This window comes from Pseudoflavonifractor sp. An44, from assembly GCF_002161675.1.
GTDB classification, from domain to species: domain Bacteria; phylum Bacillota; class Clostridia; order Oscillospirales; family Oscillospiraceae; genus Enterenecus; species Enterenecus faecium.
Genome location: NZ_NFIH01000035.1, coordinates 1 through 23719 on the forward strand (window position 1 = coordinate 1; position 23719 = coordinate 23719).

Annotated in this window: 22 protein-coding genes and 1 other annotated feature; of the genes, 10 read left to right on the forward strand and 12 right to left on the reverse strand. The window is 59.6% G+C overall.

The features are described 5' to 3' along the window. Positions 1-248 precede the first annotated feature (248 nt). The 6 genes from B5F98_RS11810 to B5F98_RS11835 all read left to right on the forward strand — a co-directional run bounded on the left by B5F98_RS11810 (position 249) and on the right by B5F98_RS11835 (position 4614). Entirely contained in the window at positions 249-1097 is an 849-nt protein-coding gene (locus tag B5F98_RS11810; RefSeq protein ID WP_087372993.1) for a pyridoxamine kinase, read from the forward strand. Positions 1098-1163: 66 nt separating this feature from the next. Then, entirely contained in the window at positions 1164-1964 is an 801-nt protein-coding gene (locus tag B5F98_RS11815) for a homocysteine S-methyltransferase family protein (protein ID WP_143482380.1), read from the forward strand. Positions 1965-2165: 201 nt separating this feature from the next. Next, on the forward strand, positions 2166-2408 hold the full coding sequence (locus B5F98_RS11820; RefSeq protein ID WP_087234056.1) for a TIGR03905 family TSCPD domain-containing protein: 243 nt from the start codon (positions 2166-2168) through the stop codon (positions 2406-2408). Positions 2409-2529: 121 nt separating this feature from the next. Further along, positions 2530-2877 carry a DUF4234 domain-containing protein gene (locus B5F98_RS11825; RefSeq protein WP_087372999.1) on the forward strand — a complete coding sequence of 116 codons (348 nt, stop codon included), beginning with the start codon at positions 2530-2532 and terminating at the stop codon, positions 2875-2877. Positions 2878-2879: 2 nt separating this feature from the next. Continuing rightward, a complete protein-coding gene (locus tag B5F98_RS11830) occupies positions 2880-3257 on the forward strand; it encodes a DUF2752 domain-containing protein (RefSeq protein WP_087373002.1) in 378 nt (125 codons plus the stop codon). Between the two features lie 178 nt (positions 3258-3435). Next, a complete protein-coding gene (locus tag B5F98_RS11835) occupies positions 3436-4614 on the forward strand; it encodes an ATP-binding protein (protein WP_158099855.1) in 1179 nt (392 codons plus the stop codon). Between the two features lie 69 nt (positions 4615-4683). Here the strand turns inward: B5F98_RS11835 and ilvD are convergent, their stop codons facing one another. The 6 genes from ilvD to B5F98_RS11870 form a co-directional block, all read right to left on the reverse strand. Next, positions 4684-6345 carry a dihydroxy-acid dehydratase gene (gene ilvD / locus B5F98_RS11840; RefSeq protein WP_087373008.1) on the reverse strand — a complete coding sequence of 554 codons (1662 nt, stop codon included), beginning with the start codon at positions 6343-6345 and terminating at the stop codon, positions 4684-4686. 733 nt (positions 6346-7078) lie between these two features. Beyond that, positions 7079-8098 carry a ketol-acid reductoisomerase gene (ilvC, locus tag B5F98_RS11845; RefSeq protein ID WP_087234044.1) on the reverse strand — a complete coding sequence of 340 codons (1020 nt, stop codon included), beginning with the start codon at positions 8096-8098 and terminating at the stop codon, positions 7079-7081. Between the two features lie 35 nt (positions 8099-8133). After that, complete coding sequence (gene ilvN, locus B5F98_RS11850; protein WP_087234042.1) at positions 8134-8694, reverse strand: acetolactate synthase small subunit; 561 nt, start codon at positions 8692-8694, stop codon at positions 8134-8136. 13 nt (positions 8695-8707) lie between these two features. Next, on the reverse strand, positions 8708-10417 hold the full coding sequence (gene ilvB, locus B5F98_RS11855) for a biosynthetic-type acetolactate synthase large subunit (protein ID WP_087373011.1): 1710 nt from the start codon (positions 10415-10417) through the stop codon (positions 8708-8710). Positions 10418-10461: 44 nt separating this feature from the next. Continuing rightward, positions 10462-10685: a binding site (T-box leader), on the reverse strand. A gap of 350 nt (positions 10686-11035) precedes the next feature. Beyond that, complete coding sequence (locus B5F98_RS11865; RefSeq protein WP_087234038.1) at positions 11036-11212, reverse strand: DUF1540 domain-containing protein; 177 nt, start codon at positions 11210-11212, stop codon at positions 11036-11038. A gap of 56 nt (positions 11213-11268) precedes the next feature. After that, positions 11269-12096 carry a hypothetical protein gene (locus B5F98_RS11870; protein WP_087373018.1) on the reverse strand — a complete coding sequence of 276 codons (828 nt, stop codon included), beginning with the start codon at positions 12094-12096 and terminating at the stop codon, positions 11269-11271. Positions 12097-12158: 62 nt separating this feature from the next. Here B5F98_RS11870 and B5F98_RS11875 point away from each other — a divergent pair, with 62 nt between their 5' ends. Then, positions 12159-12371 carry a hypothetical protein gene (locus tag B5F98_RS11875; protein WP_087234034.1) on the forward strand — a complete coding sequence of 71 codons (213 nt, stop codon included), beginning with the start codon at positions 12159-12161 and terminating at the stop codon, positions 12369-12371. A 4-nt stretch (positions 12372-12375) separates the two neighbouring features. On the opposite strand, the gene sdaAA is transcribed toward B5F98_RS11875, so the two are convergent. The 6 genes from sdaAA to B5F98_RS11905 form a co-directional block, all read right to left on the reverse strand. Next, positions 12376-13239: an L-serine ammonia-lyase, iron-sulfur-dependent, subunit alpha gene (gene sdaAA / locus B5F98_RS11880; protein WP_087373021.1), complete on the reverse strand. Its 864-nt coding sequence runs from the start codon at positions 13237-13239 to the stop codon at positions 12376-12378. Between the two features lies 1 nt (position 13240). After that, a complete protein-coding gene (sdaAB, locus tag B5F98_RS11885; RefSeq protein WP_087234030.1) occupies positions 13241-13906 on the reverse strand; it encodes an L-serine ammonia-lyase, iron-sulfur-dependent subunit beta in 666 nt (221 codons plus the stop codon). Between the two features lie 1053 nt (positions 13907-14959). Further along, positions 14960-16378, reverse strand: coding sequence for a pyruvate kinase (gene pyk, locus B5F98_RS11890; protein ID WP_206418150.1), 1419 nt, complete (start codon positions 16376-16378; stop codon positions 14960-14962). Between the two features lie 126 nt (positions 16379-16504). Beyond that, positions 16505-17851 carry a hemolysin family protein gene (locus tag B5F98_RS11895; protein ID WP_242961675.1) on the reverse strand — a complete coding sequence of 449 codons (1347 nt, stop codon included), beginning with the start codon at positions 17849-17851 and terminating at the stop codon, positions 16505-16507. Positions 17852-18042: 191 nt separating this feature from the next. After that, the gene (locus B5F98_RS11900; protein ID WP_087234026.1) at positions 18043-19071 is read right to left on the reverse strand and encodes a glycosyltransferase family A protein; all 1029 of its coding nucleotides are present in this window, start codon (positions 19069-19071) and stop codon (positions 18043-18045) included. 39 nt (positions 19072-19110) lie between these two features. After that, positions 19111-19641, reverse strand: coding sequence for an inorganic diphosphatase (locus tag B5F98_RS11905; protein ID WP_087234024.1), 531 nt, complete (start codon positions 19639-19641; stop codon positions 19111-19113). Positions 19642-19849: 208 nt separating this feature from the next. Here B5F98_RS11905 and B5F98_RS11910 point away from each other — a divergent pair, with 208 nt between their 5' ends. The 3 genes from B5F98_RS11910 (at position 19850) to ltrA (ending at position 23642) form a co-directional block, all read left to right on the forward strand. Beyond that, positions 19850-20542 carry a hypothetical protein gene (locus B5F98_RS11910; RefSeq protein WP_087373027.1) on the forward strand — a complete coding sequence of 231 codons (693 nt, stop codon included), beginning with the start codon at positions 19850-19852 and terminating at the stop codon, positions 20540-20542. Beyond that, on the forward strand, positions 20535-21089 hold the full coding sequence (locus tag B5F98_RS11915) for a Fe-S-containing hydro-lyase (RefSeq protein ID WP_087373029.1): 555 nt from the start codon (positions 20535-20537) through the stop codon (positions 21087-21089). Before B5F98_RS11910 ends, B5F98_RS11915 begins: the two co-directional genes overlap by 8 nt. Positions 21090-22244: 1155 nt before the next feature. After that, complete coding sequence (ltrA, locus tag B5F98_RS11920; protein ID WP_087373032.1) at positions 22245-23642, forward strand: group II intron reverse transcriptase/maturase; 1398 nt, start codon at positions 22245-22247, stop codon at positions 23640-23642. Positions 23643-23719: the final 77 nt, after the last annotated feature.

Genomic DNA, 23719 nt, shown 5'->3' on the forward strand with positions numbered 1-23719 from the left:
CTCCACCGTGGGCGTGGGGTCGGGAGAGGGGGAAGAAGCGGGGGAGCCAGAGCATGCACACAGGGTGAGGAGCATGGCGCCGGCTGTGAGAAAACAAGCGAGCTGTTTCATGGAAATCCTCCTTAGAATCTGTGGTTTTTGCTTTTTTCCAGTATAGCAAGGGCGGGCGAGTTTGTAAAGAAAGCCCGTTGCCACTCCCCAGTGGGGAGGGTATAATGGTGTGTAAAACGAAGATGAGGTAGATGCAAATGCGAAAGGTAGCGGCCATACACGATCTGTCCTGCTATGGGCGGTGTTCCCTGGCGGTGATTCTCCCGGTGCTGTCGGTGATGGGCATGCAGTGCTGTCCCCTGCCGGGGACGGTGCTCTCCACCCATACCGGCGGCTTTGGTCCCGTCCAGCGCACCGACCTCACCGGGCAGGTGGACGGCACCCTGCGCCACTGGGAGGAGCTGGGCCTGCGCTTTGACGGCATTTACACCGGATACATGGCCAGCGCCACCCAAATCCACCAGGCCATGGAGGCGGTGGAGCGGCTGTCCGGGGAGAACACCCAGGTGGTGGTGGACCCGGTGCTGGGAGACCACGGCAAGCTGTATACCTCCATCACTCCCGAGATGGCCCAGGCCATGGGGGACCTGTGCCAGAAGGCCCAGGTTATCACCCCCAACCTCACCGAGGCGGCCATTCTCCTGGGTCTGGCTCCCGATGCTCTGCTGGACCAGCGGGGGGAAGACCTGGCCGTGGAGCTGTCCGGCCAGGGACAGCGGTCGGTGGTGGTCACCGGGGTGACCCCCGAGCCGGGCTATACCGGGGCGGTGTGGTTTGACCACACCACCGGAGCCAGCGGCACCACTGTGGCGGTGCGGGCTCCCGGGGAGTACCCGGGCACCGGAGACCTGTTTGCCGCTGTGCTCACGGGCAGCCTGGTGATGGGGGAGAGCCTGGAGCGGGGCGTGAGCCGAGCGGCCCACTTCATCACCCGCTGTGCCTCCTACACCGCCGCCCTGGGCACCGACGTGCGGGAGGGTGTCTTGTTCGAGCCTCTGCTCCCCCTTTTGTTGGGGGATGCCCTTGCCATGGACGACAGAATTTGATATACTACCCCCTTAGAAAGACTGCGCAAGCAACATTGAGACCCAACCAAAATGAAGGAGTACGACATGGAACACATGGATGCAGCGGTTCCCATATTTCAGCGGCGTGTCGGCCCTCTGGGGCTGGACGTGCCACCCGCCGGAGAGGCGGAATTTGACCACCTGGTAGAGGAATACCGTGCCCAGCTGGGGGCGGGACAGGGCCCTGTACACATCAACTGCATGATCGGCATGGCCGAGTGCCGGGCCGCCATTCTGGCCGCCCGGGAGCTGGGCTACGGCCCCCTGTGGGTGTCCTGGTCCTGCAACGAGGAGGGCGAGTCCGCCACCCGGGTGCACATGCTGGCCGCCCTGTTTGTGGCCGAGGGCATGGGCGCCGCCGCCTTTGGCCTCAACTGTCCCAAGGAGCTGGCCCTGGAGCAGCTGGAAGAGCTGTCCCGCTATGCCAGTGTGCCGCTGTTTTACGTGGTGGACGGGGACGTGGTGACCTACCCCTATGTGGTGCAGGAAAAGGACCCCGACGTCATCCCCTGTGCCACCGGCACCTCCCCCTGTTTTGTCACCCGTACGGTGGACGTGGGAGAGGAGCTGGAGTGCACCCCCAAGCTGCTGGAGGACATCATTGAGGCGGAGGACGACCCGGTGGGCGCTGTGAAGATCTCCATTCTGGAGCAGGACGACGTGGATATCTTCGCCGAGCACCAGTACGCCGTCAACAAGGCCCTGTGCCTGTGGTCGGACGTGCCTCAGCTGCTGGAGCAGGCCCTGCGCTACTACCAGGGCCGGGCCTTTTATGACGGCACCGGCGACTTGGACGCCGAGGAGCTGCGGGAACTGAGCAACCGCTATGGCCTGATCGTTCTGTGACCTGAGGGCGATCTGAAAAGCCGGAATTCTTGACTTTTCCAACCATCAACGCCAGCTACTGCGTTAAAAATCCTGGGAATCCATCCAGGATTCCTGCGTTTTTTGCCTTGTATCTGTCTGTTGCTAGTGGAAAATTCGTCGATTCCTTTGTTTTCAGATACGCCCTAGACAAGCCTATGCACCAGGAAGGAGAATATGACTATGAAAACCATTCACTATATCCCCCGGGGCGTCTGCTCCCGTGAGATGGAAATTGACGTGGACAACGACGTCATCAAGGCCGTGCGCGTGGTGGGCGGCTGCAACGGAAACCTCCAGGGTATTTCCTCCCTGTTGGTGGGCATGACCTGTGAGGAGGCCATCTCCCGCATGGAGGGCATCCACTGTGGCTCCAAGCCCACCTCCTGCCCCGACCAGCTGGCCCAGGCGCTGAAGCAGGGCTAAAGCACGAGAATTGAGTCAAATCCCCTAAAAAACACCGCCCGTCAGAGCTCTGACGGGCGATTTTTATAGACAAACCACCTGGGCTATGGTATGCTGAGGGCAAGAGAAAGGAGAGATCGACATGAGTCAAAACAGAAGCATTGCCAAGTGTATTGTCCTGTCCATCATCACCTGCGGCATTTACGGGATGTACTGGTTCGTGGTGGCCACCGACGATGTGGGCCGAGTTACCAACCGCCCCGGAACCTCCGGCGGGTTGTCCCTGGTGTTCAGCCTGATCACCTGTGGCATTTACGGCCTGTACTGGGCATGGAGCATGGGCGAAAAGCTGGATGCAGCCCGTGCCGACCACGGCGTGGCCCCTGGTTCCTTCCCCATCATCTTCCTGGTGCTCAATATTTTTGGGTTTAGCTTGGTCACCCTGGCTCTCATCCAGAACGAGCTGAACAAGTACACCCCCAACGTCTGACTATGACCCCTGGACAGCGACTGCGCCGCCAGCTCACCGGGCTGTTGCTGATGGTAGCGGTGGGGGCTGGGTATGCCCTGTGGGTCAACTTGACCCACCTGTCCATTCCCTGTCCCTTCCACGCCATCACTGGGCTGCAATGTCCCGGGTGTGGTGTGACCCGCATGTGTCTGGCCCTGTTGCGGCTGGACGTTTCCGGGGCCTGGAAGGCCAATCCGGTCCTGCTCCTTTTGCTGCCCCTTCTGGGGGGGCTGCTGGGCTATCGTGCCGTGGTGTATGTCCGCCGGGGCAGCGTCCCCACCGCCCGGTGGGAGACCCTGGTGTGGAGCGGCATGGCCGTGGTGCTTCTGCTCTGGGGCGTATGGCGAAATATCGTGTAAAAGGCTGCAACAGACACCCGGAAGGTGCCTGTTGCAGCCTTTTTGCGAGGAACGTCCATTGACAGAGACATACCCCAAGGGGTATACTATACTCAGGAAGAACAAGGAAACACAGGGCGAAAAAAACCGTATATTTTGCAATAGATTCGTATCGCTACTGTGGCGAAGGAGGTTTACCATGACGCATTCTAATCCCTATACGCCAGGGGCCGGATTCATGCCCTCGTATTTGGCGGGGCGTGAGGGGCTAATCTCCCATGCGGAGCAGAGCTTGCTGGCGCTTCAAAAAAGATATCCCCAGCAGTCCATGATTTATTATGGATTACGTGGAGTGGGAAAAACCGTTCTCCTCAACACCATCGAGAACAGTGCGGAGGGCTATGGGATTTTATTTGACCACATCGAGGCGGATTCGGATGGGAAATTCACCCAGAATCTGCTGGTCTCTCTACAACGCATTGCCCACGAGGTGAGCTTTCAGACCACGGCAAAGGATTTTGCCCGCAGGTTTCTTGCCCTCCTGAAGGCGTTTCGCATCCAGTATAAGCTGGAGGAGGGGGAAGTTTCCTTTGGGGTGGACCCCGAGGCGGGGTTTGTCAGTGGGGTGTATTCCAACGACCTGACCGATCTGATGACCCAGCTGGGCAAGGCCACTCAGAGTTCCGGAGACACCATTTGTCTGTTTATTGACGAGATGCAATATCTGAGACGAGAGGAAATTGCGGGTCTCATCGTGGCCCTACACCGCTGCAATCAGCTGCGACTGCCCATTATGGCCTTTTGTGCGGGCCTTCCTAAGATTTTACAGGAGGTGGGGGAGGCGTGCTCCTATGCCGAGCGGCTGTTTCAGTATGAAGTAGTGGGACCGCTGAAACCGGAGGAGGCTGCCGCAGCGATTACGGTGCCTGCGGAGGACTTTGAGGTGGCGTATGACAGCGCCGCTGTGGAGCATATCATAGCCCAGACAGGGGGCTATCCGTATTTCATCCAGCAGATGTGCAGTTCTGTGTGGCAAGTCACTCCGGACAAGCCCACGATTACCTTGGAGGATGTCCAAGAGGCTGAGCCGAAGTTCTGGGAGCTGCTGGACAAGGGATTTTTCGCTGTGCGCTACCAGCGGTGTACCCCACGGGAAAAGGCATTTATCGCTGCTATGGTCAAGTGCGGCAAGCTCCCCTGTACCATTGCCAATGTGGCGAAACTGATGAATAAGTCGGTGTCCTCCATCTCCCCCATCCGGGCACAACTCATCAGCAAGGGCATGATTTATCCCACATCACACGGAGAAATCGACTTTACGGTGCCACAATTTGATGCCTATGTCCGGCGCATCAACCCAAATCTGGAAATGGAATGAAAGAACATGCCCGGCGCTCCCTCAGGATGCGCCGGGCATGTTTGACATTATGGAAGAGAGAAACGCTGCTTACTCCAGCACAGCGCCCCGGCTGGCGGAGGTCACCAGCTTGGCGTACCGGGCCAGATAGCCGTGGGTCACCTTGGGGGGCGGGCACACCCAGGCGGCCTTTCGAGCGGCCAGGGTCTCCTGGTCCACGTGGAGGGTGATGGCGCAGCCCGTAATATCCACGGTGATGAGGTCGCCGTCCTCCACCAGGGCGATGGGGCCGCCCTGCGCGGCCTCGGGGCACACGTGGCCGATGGCAGCGCCACGGGTGGCGCCGGAGAAGCGGCCATCGGTGATGAGGGCCACCGAGGAGCCCAGGCCCATGCCCACAATGGCAGAGGTGGGGTTGAGCATCTCCCGCATACCGGGGCCACCCTTGGGGCCCTCATAGCGAATGACCACCACGTCGCCGGGGACGATCTTCCCGGCGTAGATGGCCTCAATGGCGTCGTCCTCGCAGTCAAAGACCCGGGCATGGCCCTGGTGGGTCATCATCTCAGGGGCCACGGCGGAGCGCTTGACCACGCAGCCCTCGGGGGCCAGATTGCCCTTGAGGACGGCGATGCCGCCGTCGGCAGAGTAGGGGTGGTCGATGGGGCGGATGGTCTCCGGGTCCCGGTTCACAACGCCCTCCAGATTTTCACCCATGGTCTTGCCCGTGACGGTCATCACGTCGGTGTTGAGAAGGCCCTTCTTGGTCAGCTCGGCCATGACGGCGTACACGCCGCCTGCCTGCTCCAAGTCCTCCATGTAGCTCTCCCCGGCGGGGGCCAGGTGGCACAGGTTGGGGGTGTTGGCAGAAATCTGGTTGGACAGGTCCAAATCCAGCTCAATGCCACACTCGTGGGCGATGGCGGGCAGGTGGAGCATGGTGTTGGTGGAGCAGCCCAGGGCCATGTCCACCGTCTCGGCGTTGTGGAAGGCTGCGGGGGTCATGATATCCCGGGGCTTGATGTCTCGCTTCACCAGTTCCATCACCTGCATACCGGCGTGCTTGGCCAGACGCAGACGGGCGGACCACACGGCGGGGATGGTGCCGTTGCCTCTGAGGCCCATGCCGATGGCCTCGGTGAGGCAGTTCATGGAGTTGGCGGTGTACATGCCGGAGCAGGAGCCGCAGGTGGGACAGGCGGCGTTCTCGTACTCCTCCACCCCGGCCTCGTCCAGCTTGTCGGCGTAGTAGGCACCCACGGCTTCAAACATGTGGGACAGGCAGGTGCGGCGACCGTCGGGCAGCTTGCCTGCCAGCATGGGGCCGCCGGAGCAGAAAATGGTGGGGATGTTCACCCGGGCGGCAGCCATGAGCAGGCCGGGGACGTTCTTATCACAGTTGGGGATCATCACCAGGCCGTCGAACTGGTGGGCCATGGCCAGGGCCTCGGTGGAGTCGGCAATGAGGTCCCGGGTGACCAGGGAGTACTTCATGCCTACGTGGCCCATGGCGATGCCGTCGCACACGGCGATGGCGGGCACTTCCACGGGGGTGCCTCCGGCGGCCCGGACACCGGCCTTCACGGCTTCGGCGATCTTGTCCAGGTTCATGTGGCCGGGGACGATCTCGTTATAGGAGCATACCACGCCGATGAGAGGCCGCTCCAGCTCCTCCTTGGTGTAGCCCAGGGCGTAGAGCAGGGAGCGGTTGGGGGCGGCGGGAATGCCTTTTTTCACAACATCAGAGCGCATAGGGAAAAACTCCTTTGAGTAGTTTTTGTATGGAAAACTTCCCATAGATAGAGGAAGGGGTGAGCCATCCGGCAGATGGCGGGAGTGCTGTTCTATTTGTCCTCGGGTACAGGCTTGCCAGCCTAAGGGACGCGCTTCCCGCTGGGGGTTCCTTTTGAACGGGCAAAAGGAACCAAAACCCGCTTAGGGCGTTCCCACCTAAGTACCCCCCTGGGGTACGAGGCTGGAACTGCGTCAAGACTACGTTCGGCCCGTTACCCTTGCTGTGGCACCTTGTACTGCCACCACACCAGGCCACCTTGGGTAGCTGGCCCTATGGCTGGGTGGATTCTATATCCGGGCCTACCCTGGAGAAGCGGCGTTCCCGCCGCCGTCAGCTAGGCTTCCGGCAACTGGGAACAGTTGCACACCAGGGTAAGGCCCTGGCAACAGAAGGACAACCACACAGAGAAGCAGGTACGTTCGGTAGAATCTCCACGCCATCTATGTGACCCCACCGGGCCAAGGGCCGAACAGAGAAAGACGCACATCCACCCAGTACCGCGGGGTGGATTCCACAAGGCGGGGGAAGGCCCCGCCTTTGGCGATTCTTTCGTCTCTTTCTCATCGCTGAGAAAGAGACCCCAGCGGAGCGTCCCTGCCAGGCTGGCAGGGATATTCCAGGGCAGAGGAACAAAAAGAGAAGTAACAGCGGCCTGGCCCTAGGGGGTCAGGCCGCTTTTGAGGTTTTGAATTAGTTGGAAGCGGTGTCGGGATCGGCGTCGTCGCCCCACAGCATATTCTTACGCAGCTCGGCGCCCACGGTCTCCATGGGGTGGCGGGCCAGCTGGCGGCGGGAGGCGTTGAAGAAGGTGCGGCCATTCTTGTTCTCGGCAATCCAGGCCCCGGCGAACTTGCCGTTCTGGATGTCGGTGAGCACGGCCTTCATGTTGGCCTTGGTCTGCTCGTAGGGCAGGACACGGGGGCCGGAGACGTACTCGCCGTACTCGGCGGTGTCGGAGATGGAGTAGTTCATCATGGCCACGCCGCCCTTGTTAATGAGGTCGATGATCAGCTTCATCTCGTGGATGCACTCGAAGTAGGCGTTCTCAGGGGCGTAACCGGCCTCCACCAGGGTCTCGAAGCCCAGGCGCATCAGCTCCACCACGCCGCCGCACAGCACGGCCTGCTCACCGAACAGGTCGGTCTCGGTCTCGTCGGCGAAGGTGGTCTCCATCACGCCGCCACGGGCGCCGCCAATGCCAGCGGCATAGGCCAGGCCAATCTGGTAGGCGTTGCCGGTGGCATCCTGCTCCACGGCGATGAGGCAGGGCACGCCCTTGCCCGCCACGAACTGGGAGCGGACGGTGTGGCCGGGGCCCTTGGGGGCGATCATGAACACGTCCACATCGGCGGGGGGCTTGATCTGGCCGTAGTGGATGTTGAAGCCGTGGGCGAAGGCCAGAGCCTTGCCGGCGGTGAGGTAGGGGGCGATGTCCTTCTTATACATATCGGCCTGACGCTCGTCGTTGATGAGGATCATGATGATATCGGCGATCTTGGTGGCCTCGGCGGTCTCCATGACGGTGAAGCCGTCCTTCTCTGCCACGGGCCAGCTCTTGCCGCCCTTGTACAGGCCGATGATCACGTCACAGCCGGAATCACGCAGATTCATGGCGTGGGCGTGGCCCTGGGAGCCGTAACCCACGATGGCAATCTTCTTGCCAGTGAGGTAGTTGAGGTCGCAATCCTTTTCGTAGTACATCTTAGCCATGATAAAACACTCCTTTGAAGGTTGAATATGTAAAATTAGAGCACATTTTTACCAAGATCAAATTCGTCGGTCTCTTTGTTGTCGTCGTTGTCGTTGATGGTGGCCTCGCCGCGCTCCAAAGCCACCATACCGGTGCGCACCAGCTCGAGGATGCCGAACTCACACAAGAGCTTTTCCAGAGCGTCGTCCTTGGACTCCTGGCCGATGACCGCCAGGGTCAGGCTCTTGGTGGACACGTCGATGATGGTGGCGCGGAAGATGTTGGCGATCTGAATCACCTCGTTGCGCACGTCCCGGCCCTCGGCCTTGACCTTGATGAGCACCAGCTCCCTCCGAATGGAGGAGGCGGGGGGGAGCAGCCGCACGGAGTAGACACAGAAGAGCTTGCGCAGCTGGTTGATGATCTGCTCGATCATCAGGTTGTCACAGGTCACCTCAATGGTGATACGGGACACCTCGGGGTCGTCGGTGGTGCCCACGGCCAGAGACTCGATGTTGTACCCCTTGCGGGAGAAGAGCCGGGAGACCTGGGAGAGGACGCCGGGGGTGTTTTCCACCAGTACAGACAGGGTGTGTCGGGTAACGGGATTGTTCATAGTGGCCCTCCTCTCAGTCCAAGATGAAGTCGGTGACGGGGGTACCGGCACTGACCATGGGGTGGACCATGGCATCCATGCGGATGGCACAGTCGATGACGCAGCCGCAGCCGGCCTGAAGGGCCTGACGGAAGGCCTCTTCAAATGCCGCCTGGGTTCCGGCCCGGAAGCCCTTGAGGCCGTAGGCCTCGGCCAGCTTGACAAAGTCGGGGCCACGGTCCAGGTCGGTCTGGGAGAATCGCTTGTTGTAAATGAGGTTCTGCCACTGGCGAACCATGCCCAGAGTGCCGTTGTTGAAGATGACGGTGATCACCGGGATGTGGTAGTGCTCCAGAGTGGCCAGCTCGTGGCAGTTCATGCGGAAGCAGCCGTCTCCGGTGCAGTGGACCACGATCTGGTCCGGGTTGCCCACCTTGGCTCCCATGGCGGCCCCCAGGCCGAAGCCCATGGTGCCGAAGCCGCCGCTGGTGAGCAGCTGGCCGGGGCGGGAGAAGTGGTAGTATTGACAGGACCACATCTGGTGCTGGCCCACGTCGGTGGCAATGATGGCCTTGCCGTCGGTGAGGTCCTGGATGGTCTCCAGCACCTCGTGGGCGTGGAGCACATCGTCCTTTTTCAGGGGCAGCTCCTTACGGGAGAACACCTGGGCCTTCCACTGGGTGTAGTCGTGGGGGGGAAGCTGGGCGTTGAGCAGCTCCAGCACCCTTCTGGCGTCTCCAATGATGTGGTGGTAGGTGAGGACGTTTTTGTCGATCTCCGCCCGGTCAATGTCGATATGTACGATTTTGGCCTGTTTGGCGAAGATGGCGGGGTCGGTGGCCACCCGGTCGGAGAAGCGGCAGCCGATGGCAATGAGCAGATCGCACTCGGTGGTGGCGATGTTGGAGGCGTGGGAGCCGTGCATACCCACCATGCCGGTGAACAGGGGGTGGTCGCCGGGACAGGCGCCGCCGCCCATGATGGTGGAGCCCACCGGGGCGTCCAGGGTCTCAATAAACTTGCGGAACTCGGGTACGGCGCCCCGGGAGCGGATGACGCCGCCTCCCACCAGCACCATGGGGCGTTCTGCCTGGGCAATCAAATCCAGCAGCTTCTGAATGTCCCCGTGGTCCGGCTCCGGCGTGCCCAGGTCTCGGCCCGTGCGCCGCATCAGGTTGGCCAGGCGGCCGTGGTTGGGGTGCTGGGACACGGGCAGGCATTGGTAGTCCGCCGTGGCGGCGGTGACGTTCTTGGCGATATCCACCAGCACCGGGCCGGGACGGCCGGAACGGGCGATGGCAAAGGCCTCCCGGATGACGTCGGCCAGCTGACCCACGTCCTTGACCAGGTAGTTGCACTTGGTGATGGGCATGGTGATACCGGTGATGTCCACCTCCTGGAAGGAGTCCTTGCCGATGAGGTTCTCACTGACGTTGCAGGTGATGAACACCACCGGGGAGGAGTCGTAGTAGGCGGTGGCAATGCCAGTGACCAGGTTGGTGGCGCCGGGGCCGGAGGTGGCAAAGCATACACCCACCTTTCCGGTGGACCGGGCGTAGCCGTCGGCGGCGTGGCTGGCTCCCTGCTCATGGGAGGTGAGGTAGTGGTGAATTTTGTCCTTGTAGCCGTGGAGCTCAAACTCATCGTAAATGTTGAGAATGGTACCTCCCGGATAGCCGAACACCGTGTCCACGCCCTGCTCCAGCAGACACTCCATCACAATTTGAGAACCCCTCATTAACATGCTAAACCCTCCTTTGGATAGAAAAAGAACGCAACTTCATCCTCCATTAGGACGAAGCTGCGCTCCGCGGTACCACCTAAATTCCCCCACTCAGGGGGCACTTGATCCCGATAACGGCGGGGGCCGATCCTGCCTACTTTCTCTCAGAGATTTCAGCTGGACTGCTTCCAGGGGAGATTCACCACACCCACAGCAGGAAGGACTTGCACCAAACGCCTTCTCTCTGGGCTGCCGACAAGGGGGTTACTGGCCTGATCGTCGCAGTTGACAACTATTTGCTTTAGACTATTAAAGCCATGATAGACCCTTTCCCTCCGTTTGTCAATGACTAAAATGCGGCGGGACGAAAATTTTACACTCTACCGAAATAGTGTGGTGATGTAAATAAAATTTTGGCAATATGTAAAAAAGCCCTGGATGTGTGTTCACATCCAGGACTTAGCTTCGCAGAGTTTCCCCGCCCGCAGGCGGGGAAAGAATCATAAATCCCGTCATTTCCACGGACATGTGCCGGGGAAATGACACTTCTCATGGGGGATGGGGTGACTTTTTCGTGAGAAATCGAGCCCCATCCCCCATGCAAACCCTCTCCAAAGAAGTCCGTGGACTTCTTTGGAATTAATGGCAGCTGTTGGTGGTCCCCAGCTGGAAGGACGCACACTCGGTGTCCTGGCAGCAGCCCACCTTGTTCTGGCAGCAGCCCACCTGAATCTCGTTGAGGGTGCAGGACTGGTTCTTGTGGTGGGCACAGCTGGAGACGGTGCATTTGATGCTGGGATTGGGTTGTTCGTACATGACATTGACCTCCTGGTTTTAGATTCCAAGAGCAGTATGCACCAAATGCAGGGGGATTATTCCTCCTGGGAGGAGGTTTCTTCGGGGAGAACCTGGGGGATGAACCGAGGGGCGAAGCGGCTGCGACCCCGGCCCTTGACATAGAAAAAGCCGATGATGGAGAAGATGACAGCACCGATGAAATTGACGAACAGGTCTGCCATGGTGTCAATGAGGCCGATATCCAAGTATCCGCCCAGCCCCAAGGCGCGCTGGGTGCCGTCCTCCATCACCAAAATCACGTCCTGGATGCCGTCCACCATGATGGCAGTGGTGCCGTGGTTGGGGTCCAGATTTACGGTGGAAAAGGCGTTCAAGATGGTGTCTTTCTGCATGTCAAAATGGAGGAAGTGGTCCATGGCGAACTCGAAGAACTCCCACATCACCCCCACGGTCATGGAGAAGCAGAAGGCCACCACTGCCATGTAGAAGGGGCTCAGGTTCAGAGAGACCCGTTCGGTGCGGTTGAGAATGTCCACCAGGGCAAAGCCAATGGCGGCGCACAAAAAGCCGTTGGTGGTGTGGAGCATGGTGTCCCAGTAGGGGAAGGTGATGTAGTAGTCCTGAATTTCGCCCAGAATCTCCGCGGCGAAGATAAACAGCAGAATGATGATCTCCAGAGTGTCCGGCAGTTCAATGCGCAGCCGCCGCTCGAAGGCGGAGGGGAGCATGAACAGCACCAGGGTGAGGACACACAGGGCCACATTTTCATAATTTTGATTGAATACGGCGGCCACCAGCATGAGGACCACCAGCACACGCAGCACAAAGTACACCGTGTACAGCAGTCCCTTTCGCTCAAAGGGGTGGGGCTTGGGGCCGGGGGAACGATGGCGATTCGACATGACAATTCCTCCTGTCAAGGGTGGGGGGTGTGGCGCATAGGATGGGGGTGAGGTGATCAAACATGGACTTGCGCAACAATCAGATTACATTGGGAGAGCTGTGGGATAACCCCCGCAGCCGCAGCGTGTTCCAGCGGAAAATCCCCATGCTGTCCAAACACCCGGTGAAGGGGGCGGCCCGCACCGTGACTTTGGAGCAGCTGGCCGCCTTTCTCTCCAGCTGGGTGCCGGAGAGTATGATTCAGGGGGTCATTGGGGACCTGAAGAAGCTGTAATTGCTCAGGGGGCGGGGGTAATCTGCTGCTGGGCAATGGCCCGTCCGGCGGGGGTGGCGGCCAAGCCGCCCTTGCCGGTTTCCCGCAGCGCGGAGGGGAGGGTACGGCCCACAGCGTCCATGGCGTCAATGACCTGGTCGCAGGGAATGGCGCCCACGATGCCCGCCAGAGCCATGTCGGCGCAGGCCATGGCGTTGACCGCGCCCATGACGTTGCGCTTCACACAGGGCACTTCCACCAGACCCGCCACCGGGTCGCACACCAGGCCCAGCACGTTTTGCAGGGCCATGGCGCAGGCGGCGGCCATCTGCTGGGCGCAGCCGCCCCGGGCGTGGACCAGAGCGGCGGCGGCCATGCCGGAGGCGGAGCCAATCTCCGCCTGACAGCCTCCCTCGGCCCCAGAGATGGAGGCCCGGGTGGCGATGACCTGGCCGAACCCGGCGGCCACGTACAGGCACTCCACCATGGTGTGGGTGGACAGGCCTTCCCGCTTCCACAGGGGGAGGAGGACGGCGGGCATGACCCCGCTGGCCCCGGCGGTGGGGGCGGCTACGATGCGGCCCATACAGGCGTTGTGCTCGCCCACTTTCAGGGCGGTGGCGATGACCTGCTGCATGTCCGGCCCACACAGGGTGTTTTGGGCCTGGGCCATCTTCTCGCCCTGGCCGCCGGACAAGCCGGAGGCAGAGCGGCGCTGGGGGTCGTAGTTCTCCACGGACTCCACCATAGCCTGCCACAGGGCCTCCATGCGGGAGAAGCTCTCCTCCTGGGTGACGTCCCGGTCCTGGCAGTCGTCCAGCAGCACCGCCTGCCACAGGGGCTGGTGCTGGGCGCAGTCTATGAGATGTTCGACGGATTGAAAAGCCATATCAGCAGCCCTCCATGTTGAGATAGGTACACCGCTCCACCCCGTCCAGATGGGACAGCTCCTGGACCAGAGCGGGGGAGAGGTGGTTGTCGCACTCCAGCACCATCACCGCCAGACCGCCCCGGCGGTCCCGGTAGAGCTGCATGGTGGCGATGTTGGCCATGTGGTCCGAGAGCATTTGGCTGACCTGGGAGACGATGCCCGGCCGGTCCTGGTTGCGGATGATGAGGGTGGGCAGCTCCCCGGAGAAGGAGGCCTCCATGCCGTCAATGGCGTTGACCCGGATGCGGCCACCGCCCAGCGAGGAGGCGGAGACGGTGAGGGTGCGGCCCTGCTGGTCGGTGAGGTGGAGCACGGCGGTGTTGGGGTGAGCCCCAGGCAGGTCCACCGGGCGGATGGACACCGCCATGCCCGCCTGACGGGCCAGCTCAAAGCTGTGGGGGATACCCGGATGGTCGGGGGCCAGGTCCAAGAGCCCCGCCACAATGGCCCGGTCGGTGCCGTGGCCGGAGCCGGTGGCGGCAAAGGAGCCGTGGAGCTGAATGTCCGCTTTCACCGGCTGGCTGCCCAGCAGATGCCGGGCCACCCGACCCATGCGGGCGGCGCCTGCGGTATGGGAGCTGGACGGCCCCACCATGATGGGGCCCATAATATCAAAGATGTTCAAAAAGCATTCCGCCTTTGTAAAAAGAGTGGGGGTGTGGGGCCGTCCAGCCCCGCCGCGGGTGCGGCGTACAAGCGTTTTTGACTTGGACAAGTCAAAAACCTTGGCGCAAAGCGGAATTCACTTCCGCTGCGCAAATAAAATCACGGGGTCCCCGGCGGCCCTGGCCGCTGGGGCTGGCCCCACCATGATGGGGCCCATAATATCAAAGATGTTCAAAAAGCATTCCGCCTTTGTAAAAAGAGTGGGGGTGTGGGGCCGTCCAGCCCCGCCGCGGGTGCGGCGTACAAGGGTTTTTGACTTGGACAAGTCAAAAACCTTGGCGCAAAGCGGAATTCACTTCCGCTGCGCACATAAAATCACGGGGTCCCCGGCGGCCCTGGCCGCTGGGGCTGGGCCCACCATGATGGGGCCCATGATGTCGAAAATGTTCAAGGGAGTAAGCCTCCATTTCAAGAATAGCACGAAGGGGGACGGTGGTACACCGTCCCCTCAGACTGTCGAAAAAGCTCACGTCAATGCAAGAGGGGCAGATGATCTTGCATCGTCAAAAAGCCCTCGGCAGAGTTTTTCCATCCGAGGATGGAAAAATAAATCAAAATCTGTTTTTTTCGGGGACATGAGCATCGAAAAAAACACATCTCAGCCCGCCAGTGTGGAATCGGGTCGTCCTTTGACCCGATTCTGCGCGCAGCGGGCTGCATCCCCTCGAAAAAATGCTTGCATTTTTGAGAAGCGTGTCGAACTTTTTCGACACGCTCGGGGGACGGTGGTACACCGTCCCCTTTTTCAGGCTGTGGAAAAACTCTCGGGGTTCGGAGCCTCGCAGAGTTCCGTCATCCGCAGATGACGGAATAAATTGAAATCCTGTCATTTCCACGGACATGTGCCGGGGAAATGACACTTCTCATGACGGGTGGGGTGACTTTTTCGTCAGAAATCGAGCCCCATTCGTCATGCAATCTTTTTTGCCAAAGAAGTCCTGGGACTTCTTTGGCAAGACCACGAAGGGGGACGGTGGTACACCGTCCCCCTTTTAGTATGGCTAATATGAACTTACTTTACCACCTGGGCCTTGATCAGGTTGGTAGAGCCGCTCTTGCCGATGGGCACGCCAGCGGTGATAACCACGGTATCACCCTCCTGGACAACGCCCTCCTTCTTGGCGGATTCCACACACAGAGAGAACAGACGGTCGGTGGAGTCCACGGTGCCGGACAGGAAGGGAGCCACGCCCCAGGTGATGGCCAGCTGACGGCGGACACGCTCGTTGGTGGTCAGGGCGACCACCAGGCAGCCGGGACGATACCGGGTGGTCATGCGGGCGGTGTGACCGGTCTCGGTGGCAGTGAGGATGGCGGAGGCCTTCAGGTCCATGGCGGTCAGGCAGGCGGTGTGGCTGATAGCATCGGTGATGGAAGCGGTGTGGTCCACGGTGGACTTGGTGAAGCGCTTCCAGTAATTGGTGGAGTTCTCAGCGGTGGTGACGATGTCCACCATGGTCTGCAGGGCCTCCACGGGGTGCTTGCCGGAGGCGGTCTCACCGGAGAGCATCACGCAGCCGGTGCCGTCGAACACGGCGTTGGCCACGTCGGACACCTCAGCACGGGTGGGACGGGGGTTGCGGATCATGGAGTCCAGCATCTGGGTGGCGGTGACCACGTGCTTGCCCTGGGCAATGGCGGCCTTGATCATGCGCTTCTGGATGACGGGCACGTCCTGAGCGGGGATCTCCACGCCCAGGTCGCCACGGGCCACCATCAGGCCGTCGGCAACCTTGAGGATCTCCTCCAGATTGTCCACGCCCTCCTGGTTTTCGATCTTGGCGATGATGCCGATGTGCTGGCCGCCGTGGGAGTCCAGAACGGCACGGATCTCCTCCACGTCGGAGGCCTGACGCACAAAGGAGGCGGCAACGAAGTCGAAGTCGTTCTCCACGGCGAACTTCAGATCGCTCTTGTCCTTCTCGGTCAGAGCGGGCAGGGAGATGTGGGTGTTGGGGATGTTGATGGACTTGTTGTTGGACAGGGGGCCGCCGGTGACCACGTTGCAGATGATGTCCTGGCCCTTGATTTCGATGACCTCGATGTCCACCAGACCATCGTCAATGAGCAGGTGGGTGCCCACGGACACCTCGTTGTGCAGGTTGGGGTAGGTCACGGACACGATGGTGTTGTCGCCGTCCACCTCGCGGGTGGTCAGGGTGAAGGTATCGCCATCGGCCAGCTCGATCTTGCCGTTGGCAAAAGAACGAATGCGAATCTCAGGGCCCTTGGTGTCCAGAATGGTGGCCACGGGGCAGCCCAGACGATCCCGGACGTTCTTGACACGGGTGAGGACGGCCAGGTGGGACTCGTGGGTGCCGTGAGAGAAGTTGAAGCGGGCGGCGTTCATGCCGGTGAGGATCAGCTTCTCAATCATCTCCTCGCTGTCGGAAGCAGGGCCCAGGGTACAAATAATCTTTGTCTTTCGCATAGAAATGTTTCCTCCGTTCTGTCATTTACAGGGTGGGAATGGTGCGGGGTGGCGCACCATACCTAAAAGATCTATTAGAAAAACAAGGCCAGGAGCCCTGCTCATCTACAATAGAAGCACTGAAAATCAGTGTTGTTTGGCCTCCTCCTCTTGGGGAGGGAGCTTGGAGACTTGGGCCAGCTCCACCCGTCGGTCGGTGAAGTTGAGCACCTTGATGTGAAGCCCGTAGGCGTCCAGTTCCAGCTGTTCGCCGTCGGAGGGAATCACAGACAGTTGGGCAAAGACCAGGCCGCCCAGAGTATCGAACTCCTGGTCCTCGGGGAAGGTGATGTCCAGAGCCCGGGCCAGCTGGTCCAGGTCACAGGAGCCGGAGACCTGCCAGAGGTTGTCGTCCAACTGGACCAGATCGGCCTCATCCTGGGGGTCGAACTCGTCGTAGATGTTGCCCACGATCTCTTCCAGCAGGTCCTCCATGGTCACCAGACCAGAGGTCCCGCCGTATTCGTCCACCACGATAGCCAGGTGGACCTTTTTGCTCTGCATATCCCGGAACAGCACGTCGGTGCGCACCGATTCAGGAACGAAGTAGGCGGGGTAGAGCAGCTCCCGCAGGGGCTTGGGGTGTGCCTGCTGGGTATTGAGCAGGTAGACCCGGGTGGATAAGATACCCACAATGTCGTCGGCGTCTTCCTCGTAGACGGGGAAGCGGGACAGACCGGACTGCCGAATGGTGTTCAAGATCTCTTCGGGGGTGTCCCCGGCCCAGATCATCACCATGTCGGTACGGTGGACCATCACATCCTCGGCGGTGGAGTTGTTAAACTCAAAGATGTTCTCAATGAGCTCCTTCTCGGCGGTTTCAATGGTGCCGCGCTCCTCGCCCAAATCCACCATCATACGGATCTCGTCCTCAGACACCTCTTCCTCGTCGGCACGGGGGTCAATGTGCAGCAGACGCAGCACCCCGTTGGTGGACTTGGACAGCAGCCAGATGATGGGGCGGCACACCGTGGCGATGACGCACACAGGGCCTACGGTCATCCGGGCCACCGCCTCCGTCTTCTTCATGGCGATGCGCTTGGGCACCAGTTCGCCCAGCACCAGGCTGAAGTAGGAGAGGATGATGGTGATGATGATGACGGTGATGGTGTTCAGGGTCCCGGCGGGAATCTGGGTCACGCCTCGGGCCACCAGCCAATTCACAAGGGGACCGGAAAAGCTGTCGGCGGCAAAGGCGGAGGACAGGAAGCCTGCCAGGGTGATGGCGATTTGAATCGCGGAGAGGAAATGGTCGGGCGCCTGGGTTAAGGCCAGGAGCTTCTTGGCTTTCTTATCTCCTTCCTCCGCCTGCTTTTTCAGCTTGGTTTCGGATAGGGAGATGACGGCGATCTCGGCGGCGGCGAAAAAGGCGTTGACCAAGATCAGAACCATGAGGACCAGAAGCTTGGGCAATATAGATGGGTCGTCCGGCAAAATAAGTAACCTCCTAATTTATCGTTGGGGGATGGATTTGCTGTGTACAGCCTGAACCCCAACGCCTTACAGTATAGCATCTTTCTGTAAAATTGCAACTAGAAAAGGGGTAGCATCCTGCTAGGAAAATAATTGCGTAATTTATGCAAAATCCCTGGAAATAGAAGCTTCTACTCCCAGGGATTGACGAATCAATTAAATTTGTATATTTTTCTAGCCATGCGATAGAGTGAAACAGACAACTTTCGGCCCTGGTAACCGGGAATGTTGGTGGCGGCGTTGGTGGCGCGGTAGCGGCAGCGGCGGTAGAGGGCGGGGTCCTTCTGCCGCAGATACTCCCACAGCTCGGTGCGCATCCCCAGAGACTCTGGAGTGTTGGCAATCACGGCAAAAATGGAAGAAATCGTCATCATCATGGACAGATAGCCCAACATATACCGGCCCAGGCGGGGCTGACTGGCCTTGATGGCCAGCACATCGTGGGCGGCAATCATCAGGCGGGTGACCCGCACCTGCTGGTCAATGCGCCCGGCCATCACCGACTCGTTGACGCTCTGGTCCGCCCGGCCGATGAAGTAGCGGTACAGGTCCACGTTGAGGTAGTAGATGGTCTTCACGTAGGGCAGGGGCTGATAGACAAAGATGTTATCCACATAGAAGGTGTGCTTGGGCAGCTCCAGACCACAGTCCCGCAGCAGCTGGGTGCGGTAGATCACCGAGTGCATCAGCAGGTACTGGGAGGTGCGGAAGTGGCGAATCTCGTCCCAGGTGAAGATGCGGCCGGTGGGGAACACGTTTTTATAGTTTACCGCCTTGCGGGTGTTGTCCTCCACGTGCTCATAGACGTAGTTGGCCACCACCATGTCCACCGGGGCGGGCATGTGGGCGAACTGGCGCAGCTGGTCCATCACCGTGTGCAGGGCGGTCTCGTCCAGCCAGTCGTCGGAGTCCACCACCTTATAATATAAGCCACGGGCGTTGCGGATGCCCTGGTTGACGCCCTCGCCGTGTCCGCCGTTTTCCTGGTGGATGGCCCGGATGATGTCCGGGTACTTGGCGGCCCACTCGTCGCACTTCTCATGCGTGTTATCCTTGGTGGAGCCGTCGTCCACCAGGATGATCTCAATGTCCTCGCCCCCTTTGAGCAGGGTCTCCACACAGTGGTCCATGTAGGCCGCTGAATTGTAGCAGGGGACGGCAAAGGTAATGATTTTATCCATGAAATCGTTCTCCCTCGTCTATATTATGATATGCCGGGCTCAGCAGAACGTGTCCCGGTAGTTGGAGATGGCCTCGGCAATGATCTTCACGGCGGCGGCCCGGTCGTTGACCTCTCCGGCCACGGTCTCCTTGCCCTCCAGGGCCTTGTACACCGAGAAGAAGTGGGACATCTCATCAAACTTGTGGGCGGGCAGGTCGCACAGGTCCTTGGTGGTGTTATAGGTGGGGTCATTGAAGGGGATGGCCACGATCTTCTCGTCCCGCTTGCCGCCGTCCAGCATGGAGATGTAGCCGATGGGGTAGCAGCGGACCAGAGTCAGGGGGTCCAGGTCCTCTGAGCACAGCACCAGCACGTCCAGGGGGTCCCCGTCGTCGCCATAGGTGCGGGGGATGAAGCCGTAGTTGGCGGGGTAGTGGGTGGAGGTGTGGAGGATGCGGTCCAGGATGATCATACCTGTGGCCTTGTCCAGCTCATATTTTTTCTTGCTGCCCTGGGGGATCTCAATCACCGCGATAAAGTCCTCGGGAGAGATGCGCTTTGGGTCCATATCATGCCAGATGTTTCCCATATGGTATACTCCTTGTCACTTGAATTCCTACATTCCGAAAAGTCTAGCCCATTATATCCTAGCTTGAAGGAAAATACAACAGGGTGGAAGAGCAATGGGAAAAAACATTGTCACATGTGGGGGATTGTGGTAAAATATCCACAAAGAAGGGCTGGGTCTGTTCCGGGAAGGGGGCGGATAGGCCAATTTTTGAGAAAGGGGAACCGACATGGAACCCGTAATTGAACGATTTCGCACCTCTCTGGCAGGCTTTCACCGGGGAGATGTGCTCCACTACATGGATCGGCTGGCCGCCCAGCACCGCAGCGAGATGGCAGGGGTGGAGGCCGAGCTGAAGCGCGCTCGGGAGAACGAGCGCAGGCTTCAGCAGGAAATGGATGCCCTCCGCCAGGCCCACGGCAGCGTGTCCGCCGAGGAGGCCAAGGTGCGGGCTTCTCTGGAGGAGTCCACCCGGGCTCTGGCCCGTCTGCGGGGCGAACTGAGCCAGACCGAGACCAAGCTGGCCGCTGCCCGGCTGGAGCTGGGCCGTCTCCATGGCCAGGTGGACGAGATGGAGCCCATGGCCCAGAAGTACGACCAGCTCAAGGACTATGTGGCCACCGTGGAGCTGGATGCCCACCACAAGGCCCAGGAGACCATTGAGCAGGCCAAGACCAAGGCCGAGAAGATTCAGACCGACACCCGCCAGTGGCTGGACCAGGTCCTCAGCGGATACAGCAACCTGAGAACCGAGATGGACCGCCTCTTCCAGCAGATTCGAGAGCTGGGGGAGATGGGGGTCCAGTTCGACCAGGCCGACGAGGCCGCCCAGAGACTCCAGGAACAGGGCGAGCAGGGAGACCAGGCGCAGGAGGAAGAGGTCCAGAGCGAAGAGGTGGAACAGGAGGAGAGCCATGAGTGAGACCAAGGTACTGACCACCGACCAGCTGCCCCAGGTGCTGGGAGAGCTGAGAGCGGGGGACCGAGTGCTCCTGTCTGGCACCATCTATACCGCCCGGGATGCCGCCCACAAGCGCATCTTCCAGCTGTTGGACGAGGGCAAGCCCCTGCCCTTTGAGCTGAAAGGCGCCGTCATCTACTACGCCGGACCCACCCCGGGCCAGCAGGGCATGGCAGTGGGAGCCTGTGGCCCTACCACTGCCGGGCGGATGGACGGCTTTGCTCCCCGGCTGCTGGACTTAGGGCTCACCGCCATGATTGGCAAGGGGGAGCGGGCCCAACCGGTGGTGGACGCCATTGTGCGCAACGGGGCGTGCTACTTTGCCGCCGTGGGCGGCGCCGGGGCCCTCATTGCCAAGTGCATCAAGACCGCCCAGGTCATCGCCTTTGACGAGCTGGGCTGTGAGTCGGTCAAGCGTATGGAGGTGGAGAATCTGCCCCTCACCGTGGCCGTGGATAGCCAGGGCAATGACCTGTTCAAGATTGGGCGCAGCCAATACGCAAAATAAGAGAGGTGGAAGAGCCTATGGAAGGTTCTTCCACCTTTTTTGTTGAGAGATTGACCCGTCCCAATGACACAGGTGCAAACCTGCGTCCCTGGCAGGGACGCTCCGCTGGGGTAACTTTCTGACTGGGCAGAAAGTCACCAAAGACCCACCAAAGGCGGGGCCTTCCCCCGCCTTGTGGAATCCACCCCGCGGTACTGGGTGGAGGGTGCAACCTTCTCTTTTCGGCCCTTGGCCCGGTGGGGTCACATAGATGGCGTGGAACTTCCACAGAAAACACCTACTTCTGTGGAAGTTTGTGCTTCTATCGTCAGGGCCTTACCCTAGCATGCAACTGTTCCCAGTTGCCGAGGGCCTGGCTCTCGGCGGCGAGAACGCCGCACACCGGGGTAAGGCCCTGGAAGGAGAGGCACCATCTCACAGAGAAGGGGGCGCTTTCCATAGACTTGCCAGGCCACCCATGTGACCCCACCGGGGCCAGGGCCGGCCATAGGATTGACGCAGTTCCAGCCCCGTACCCCAAGGGAGGTCCTTAGGGGGGAACGCCCTAAGCGGGTTTTGGTTTCTTTTGCCCGCTCAAAAGAAACCCCCAGCGGGAAGCGTCCCCGCAGGCTGGCAAGCCTGAACATGAGACGTTGGAGGAGATCAATTTCTCCAAAACAAAAAAGCAAGCCTGTTGCACCATAATGGATGCAACAGGCTTGTTTCATGGTGCGCCCGGCATGGGCAATAACTTGGTGGTGAAAGTCCACTACAGACTTGGCAGTAGGAACTGTTAGCCGAAGGCAAGGGTGTCCATCGTGAGGTGGAATCTGAAGGAAGCTGGATGTGGAGGCTGCGAAGTGCCGACACGGGCAAACTCCCGGTCTGACGAACAGAAATCGCATATGAGGCAATGCAAAGCGGACGAGTCTGCCATACAAGACAAAGTCCAATACTGCCCGAACTTTGCATTGTAAATGCGGCAGATATATGGGAGGAAGGTTATTGCTCTTACCCGGGGAGGTCTTACGGACGCAGAAGTAGGGGAAAAAAAATCCGAACCTGCGGAGTAAAGCTTGCCGTAAGAAGTCAGCAGAGGCCATAGTACCGGAAAAAAAACGGGAAGGGCTGAACAATCGTAAGTCTTGAGTAAAGACCGGAAGGAGGACTGGTGCCATGACAGCAAAATACCGAAAGGGCTTCGTGCAGAGGGATAGCGTGGAACGTGAAGAGTATGCAAAAGTGCCGAGTGCCAGCCCTGGGGAAGGGAAAGAAAGAGACGGTGCAGAGAACCTGCTGGAGCGGATTCTGGACAGAAACAACCTGAACAGAGCCTACAAGCAGGTCAAGCGCAATCACGGAGCACCTGGCACCGACGGGATGACCGTAGAGCAGGCCTTGCCGTGGTTGCAGGAACACAGAGCGGAATTGCTTCAAAGCATCCAGGAGGGGAAATACGCCCCATCCCCGGTGCGGCGAAAGGAAATCCCCAAACCAGATGGAGGTGTGCGCAAGCTGGGTATCCCAACGGTGGTAGACCGAATCATCCAGCAAGCCATTGCCCAACAGCTACAGCCAATCTATGAACCGCTGTTTTTGGACGCAAGCTATGGCTACCGCCCGAGAAGAAGCGGACAGCAGGCTGTGCGCCAAGTAAAGAAATACGCAGAGCAAGGCTACACCTATGCCGTAGAAGTGGACTTGTCCAAGTATTTCGACACGCTGAACCACGAATTGCTGATGGAACTACTGCGGAAAAAAATCCACGACAAACGGGTAACGGGGCTGATTAAGAAGTACCTGAAAGCCGGGGTCATGGAGAATGGTGTTACAACCAGAACGAGGGAAGGCTCTCCACAGGGAGGTCCCCTGTCTCCGCTGCTGGCAAACGTCTACCTGAATGAGTTTGACCAGGAAATGGTCAGAAGAGGCGTAAAGGTGGTTCGCTATGCGGATGACATTGTGGTGGTGACCAAAAGCAAACGAGCAGCGGAACATATGCTGGAATCCTGCCGAAAGTTCTTGGAAGGAAAGCTGAAACTGACCATGAATCTGCAAAAGAGCAAGGCAGTAAGTCTGTATTCCAACCGGAACTTTAAGTTCTTGGGCTGCTGTCTGGGGAAGAGTGGACGAGGCGTATATATCCGAGTTCATAGGAATTCCCTACAGAAAGCAAAACAGAAGCTAAGAGAATTGACCAGCAGAAGCCAAGGCAGAAATGTGCGCATGGTCATGGAGAAGGTGAAGGAGTTCATTCGAGGATGGATTGGGTACTTTTATATTGCTGATATGAAGCGCATCCTTCAACGTTGGAACGAATGGCTACGGCGCAGAATCCGCATGTACATCTGGAAACAGTGGAAGAATCCGAAAACCAGGGTGCAGAACCTAAAGAAACTGGGCATCCCAGCGTGGCAGGCCTACCAATGGGGGAATACTCGCCTGGGCTACTGGAGAGTAGCTGGAAGCGCAGTTCTCAGCCGCTCCATTACAAACGAAAAGCTCGCACTGGCCGGGTATTACGACTTTCCGGCGCAGTACGAGCAAATTCGTAAACAGCACTTATGCGATTGAACCGCCGTGTACCGAACGGTATGCACGGTGGTGTGAGAGGACGGCTACTCAACTAATGGGTAGCCTCCTACTCGATT

What these genes read in the sequence shown, in the direction of transcription:
- pyk (WP_206418150.1), bottom strand. Translation starts at nt 16,378, where the DNA reads ATGCGAAAGACAAAGATTATTTGTACCCTGGGCCCTGCTTCCGACAGC.
- B5F98_RS11865 (WP_087234038.1), bottom strand. Translation starts at nt 11,212, where the DNA reads ATGTACGAACAACCCAATCCCAGCATCAAATGCACCGTCTCCAGCTGT.
- B5F98_RS11875 (WP_087234034.1), top strand. Translation starts at nt 12,159, where the DNA reads ATGGACTTGCGCAACAATCAGATTACATTGGGAGAGCTGTGGGATAAC.
- B5F98_RS11910 (WP_087373027.1), top strand. Translation starts at nt 19,850, where the DNA reads ATGGAACCCGTAATTGAACGATTTCGCACCTCTCTGGCAGGCTTTCAC.
- B5F98_RS11835 (WP_158099855.1), top strand. Translation starts at nt 3,436, where the DNA reads ATGACGCATTCTAATCCCTATACGCCAGGGGCCGGATTCATGCCCTCG.
- B5F98_RS11810 (WP_087372993.1), top strand. Translation starts at nt 249, where the DNA reads ATGCGAAAGGTAGCGGCCATACACGATCTGTCCTGCTATGGGCGGTGT.
- B5F98_RS11915 (WP_087373029.1), top strand. Translation starts at nt 20,535, where the DNA reads ATGAGTGAGACCAAGGTACTGACCACCGACCAGCTGCCCCAGGTGCTG.
- B5F98_RS11830 (WP_087373002.1), top strand. Translation starts at nt 2,880, where the DNA reads ATGACCCCTGGACAGCGACTGCGCCGCCAGCTCACCGGGCTGTTGCTG.
- sdaAA (WP_087373021.1), bottom strand. Translation starts at nt 13,239, where the DNA reads ATGGCTTTTCAATCCGTCGAACATCTCATAGACTGCGCCCAGCACCAG.
- B5F98_RS11905 (WP_087234024.1), bottom strand. Translation starts at nt 19,641, where the DNA reads ATGGGAAACATCTGGCATGATATGGACCCAAAGCGCATCTCTCCCGAG.
- ilvN (WP_087234042.1), bottom strand. Translation starts at nt 8,694, where the DNA reads ATGAACAATCCCGTTACCCGACACACCCTGTCTGTACTGGTGGAAAAC.
- ilvC (WP_087234044.1), bottom strand. Translation starts at nt 8,098, where the DNA reads ATGGCTAAGATGTACTACGAAAAGGATTGCGACCTCAACTACCTCACT.
- ilvD (WP_087373008.1), bottom strand. Translation starts at nt 6,345, where the DNA reads ATGCGCTCTGATGTTGTGAAAAAAGGCATTCCCGCCGCCCCCAACCGC.
- B5F98_RS11900 (WP_087234026.1), bottom strand. Translation starts at nt 19,071, where the DNA reads ATGGATAAAATCATTACCTTTGCCGTCCCCTGCTACAATTCAGCGGCC.
- B5F98_RS11815 (WP_143482380.1), top strand. Translation starts at nt 1,164, where the DNA reads ATGGAACACATGGATGCAGCGGTTCCCATATTTCAGCGGCGTGTCGGC.
- ilvB (WP_087373011.1), bottom strand. Translation starts at nt 10,417, where the DNA reads ATGTTAATGAGGGGTTCTCAAATTGTGATGGAGTGTCTGCTGGAGCAG.
- B5F98_RS11820 (WP_087234056.1), top strand. Translation starts at nt 2,166, where the DNA reads ATGAAAACCATTCACTATATCCCCCGGGGCGTCTGCTCCCGTGAGATG.
- B5F98_RS11825 (WP_087372999.1), top strand. Translation starts at nt 2,530, where the DNA reads ATGAGTCAAAACAGAAGCATTGCCAAGTGTATTGTCCTGTCCATCATC.
- ltrA (WP_087373032.1), top strand. Translation starts at nt 22,245, where the DNA reads ATGACAGCAAAATACCGAAAGGGCTTCGTGCAGAGGGATAGCGTGGAA.
- B5F98_RS11870 (WP_087373018.1), bottom strand. Translation starts at nt 12,096, where the DNA reads ATGTCGAATCGCCATCGTTCCCCCGGCCCCAAGCCCCACCCCTTTGAG.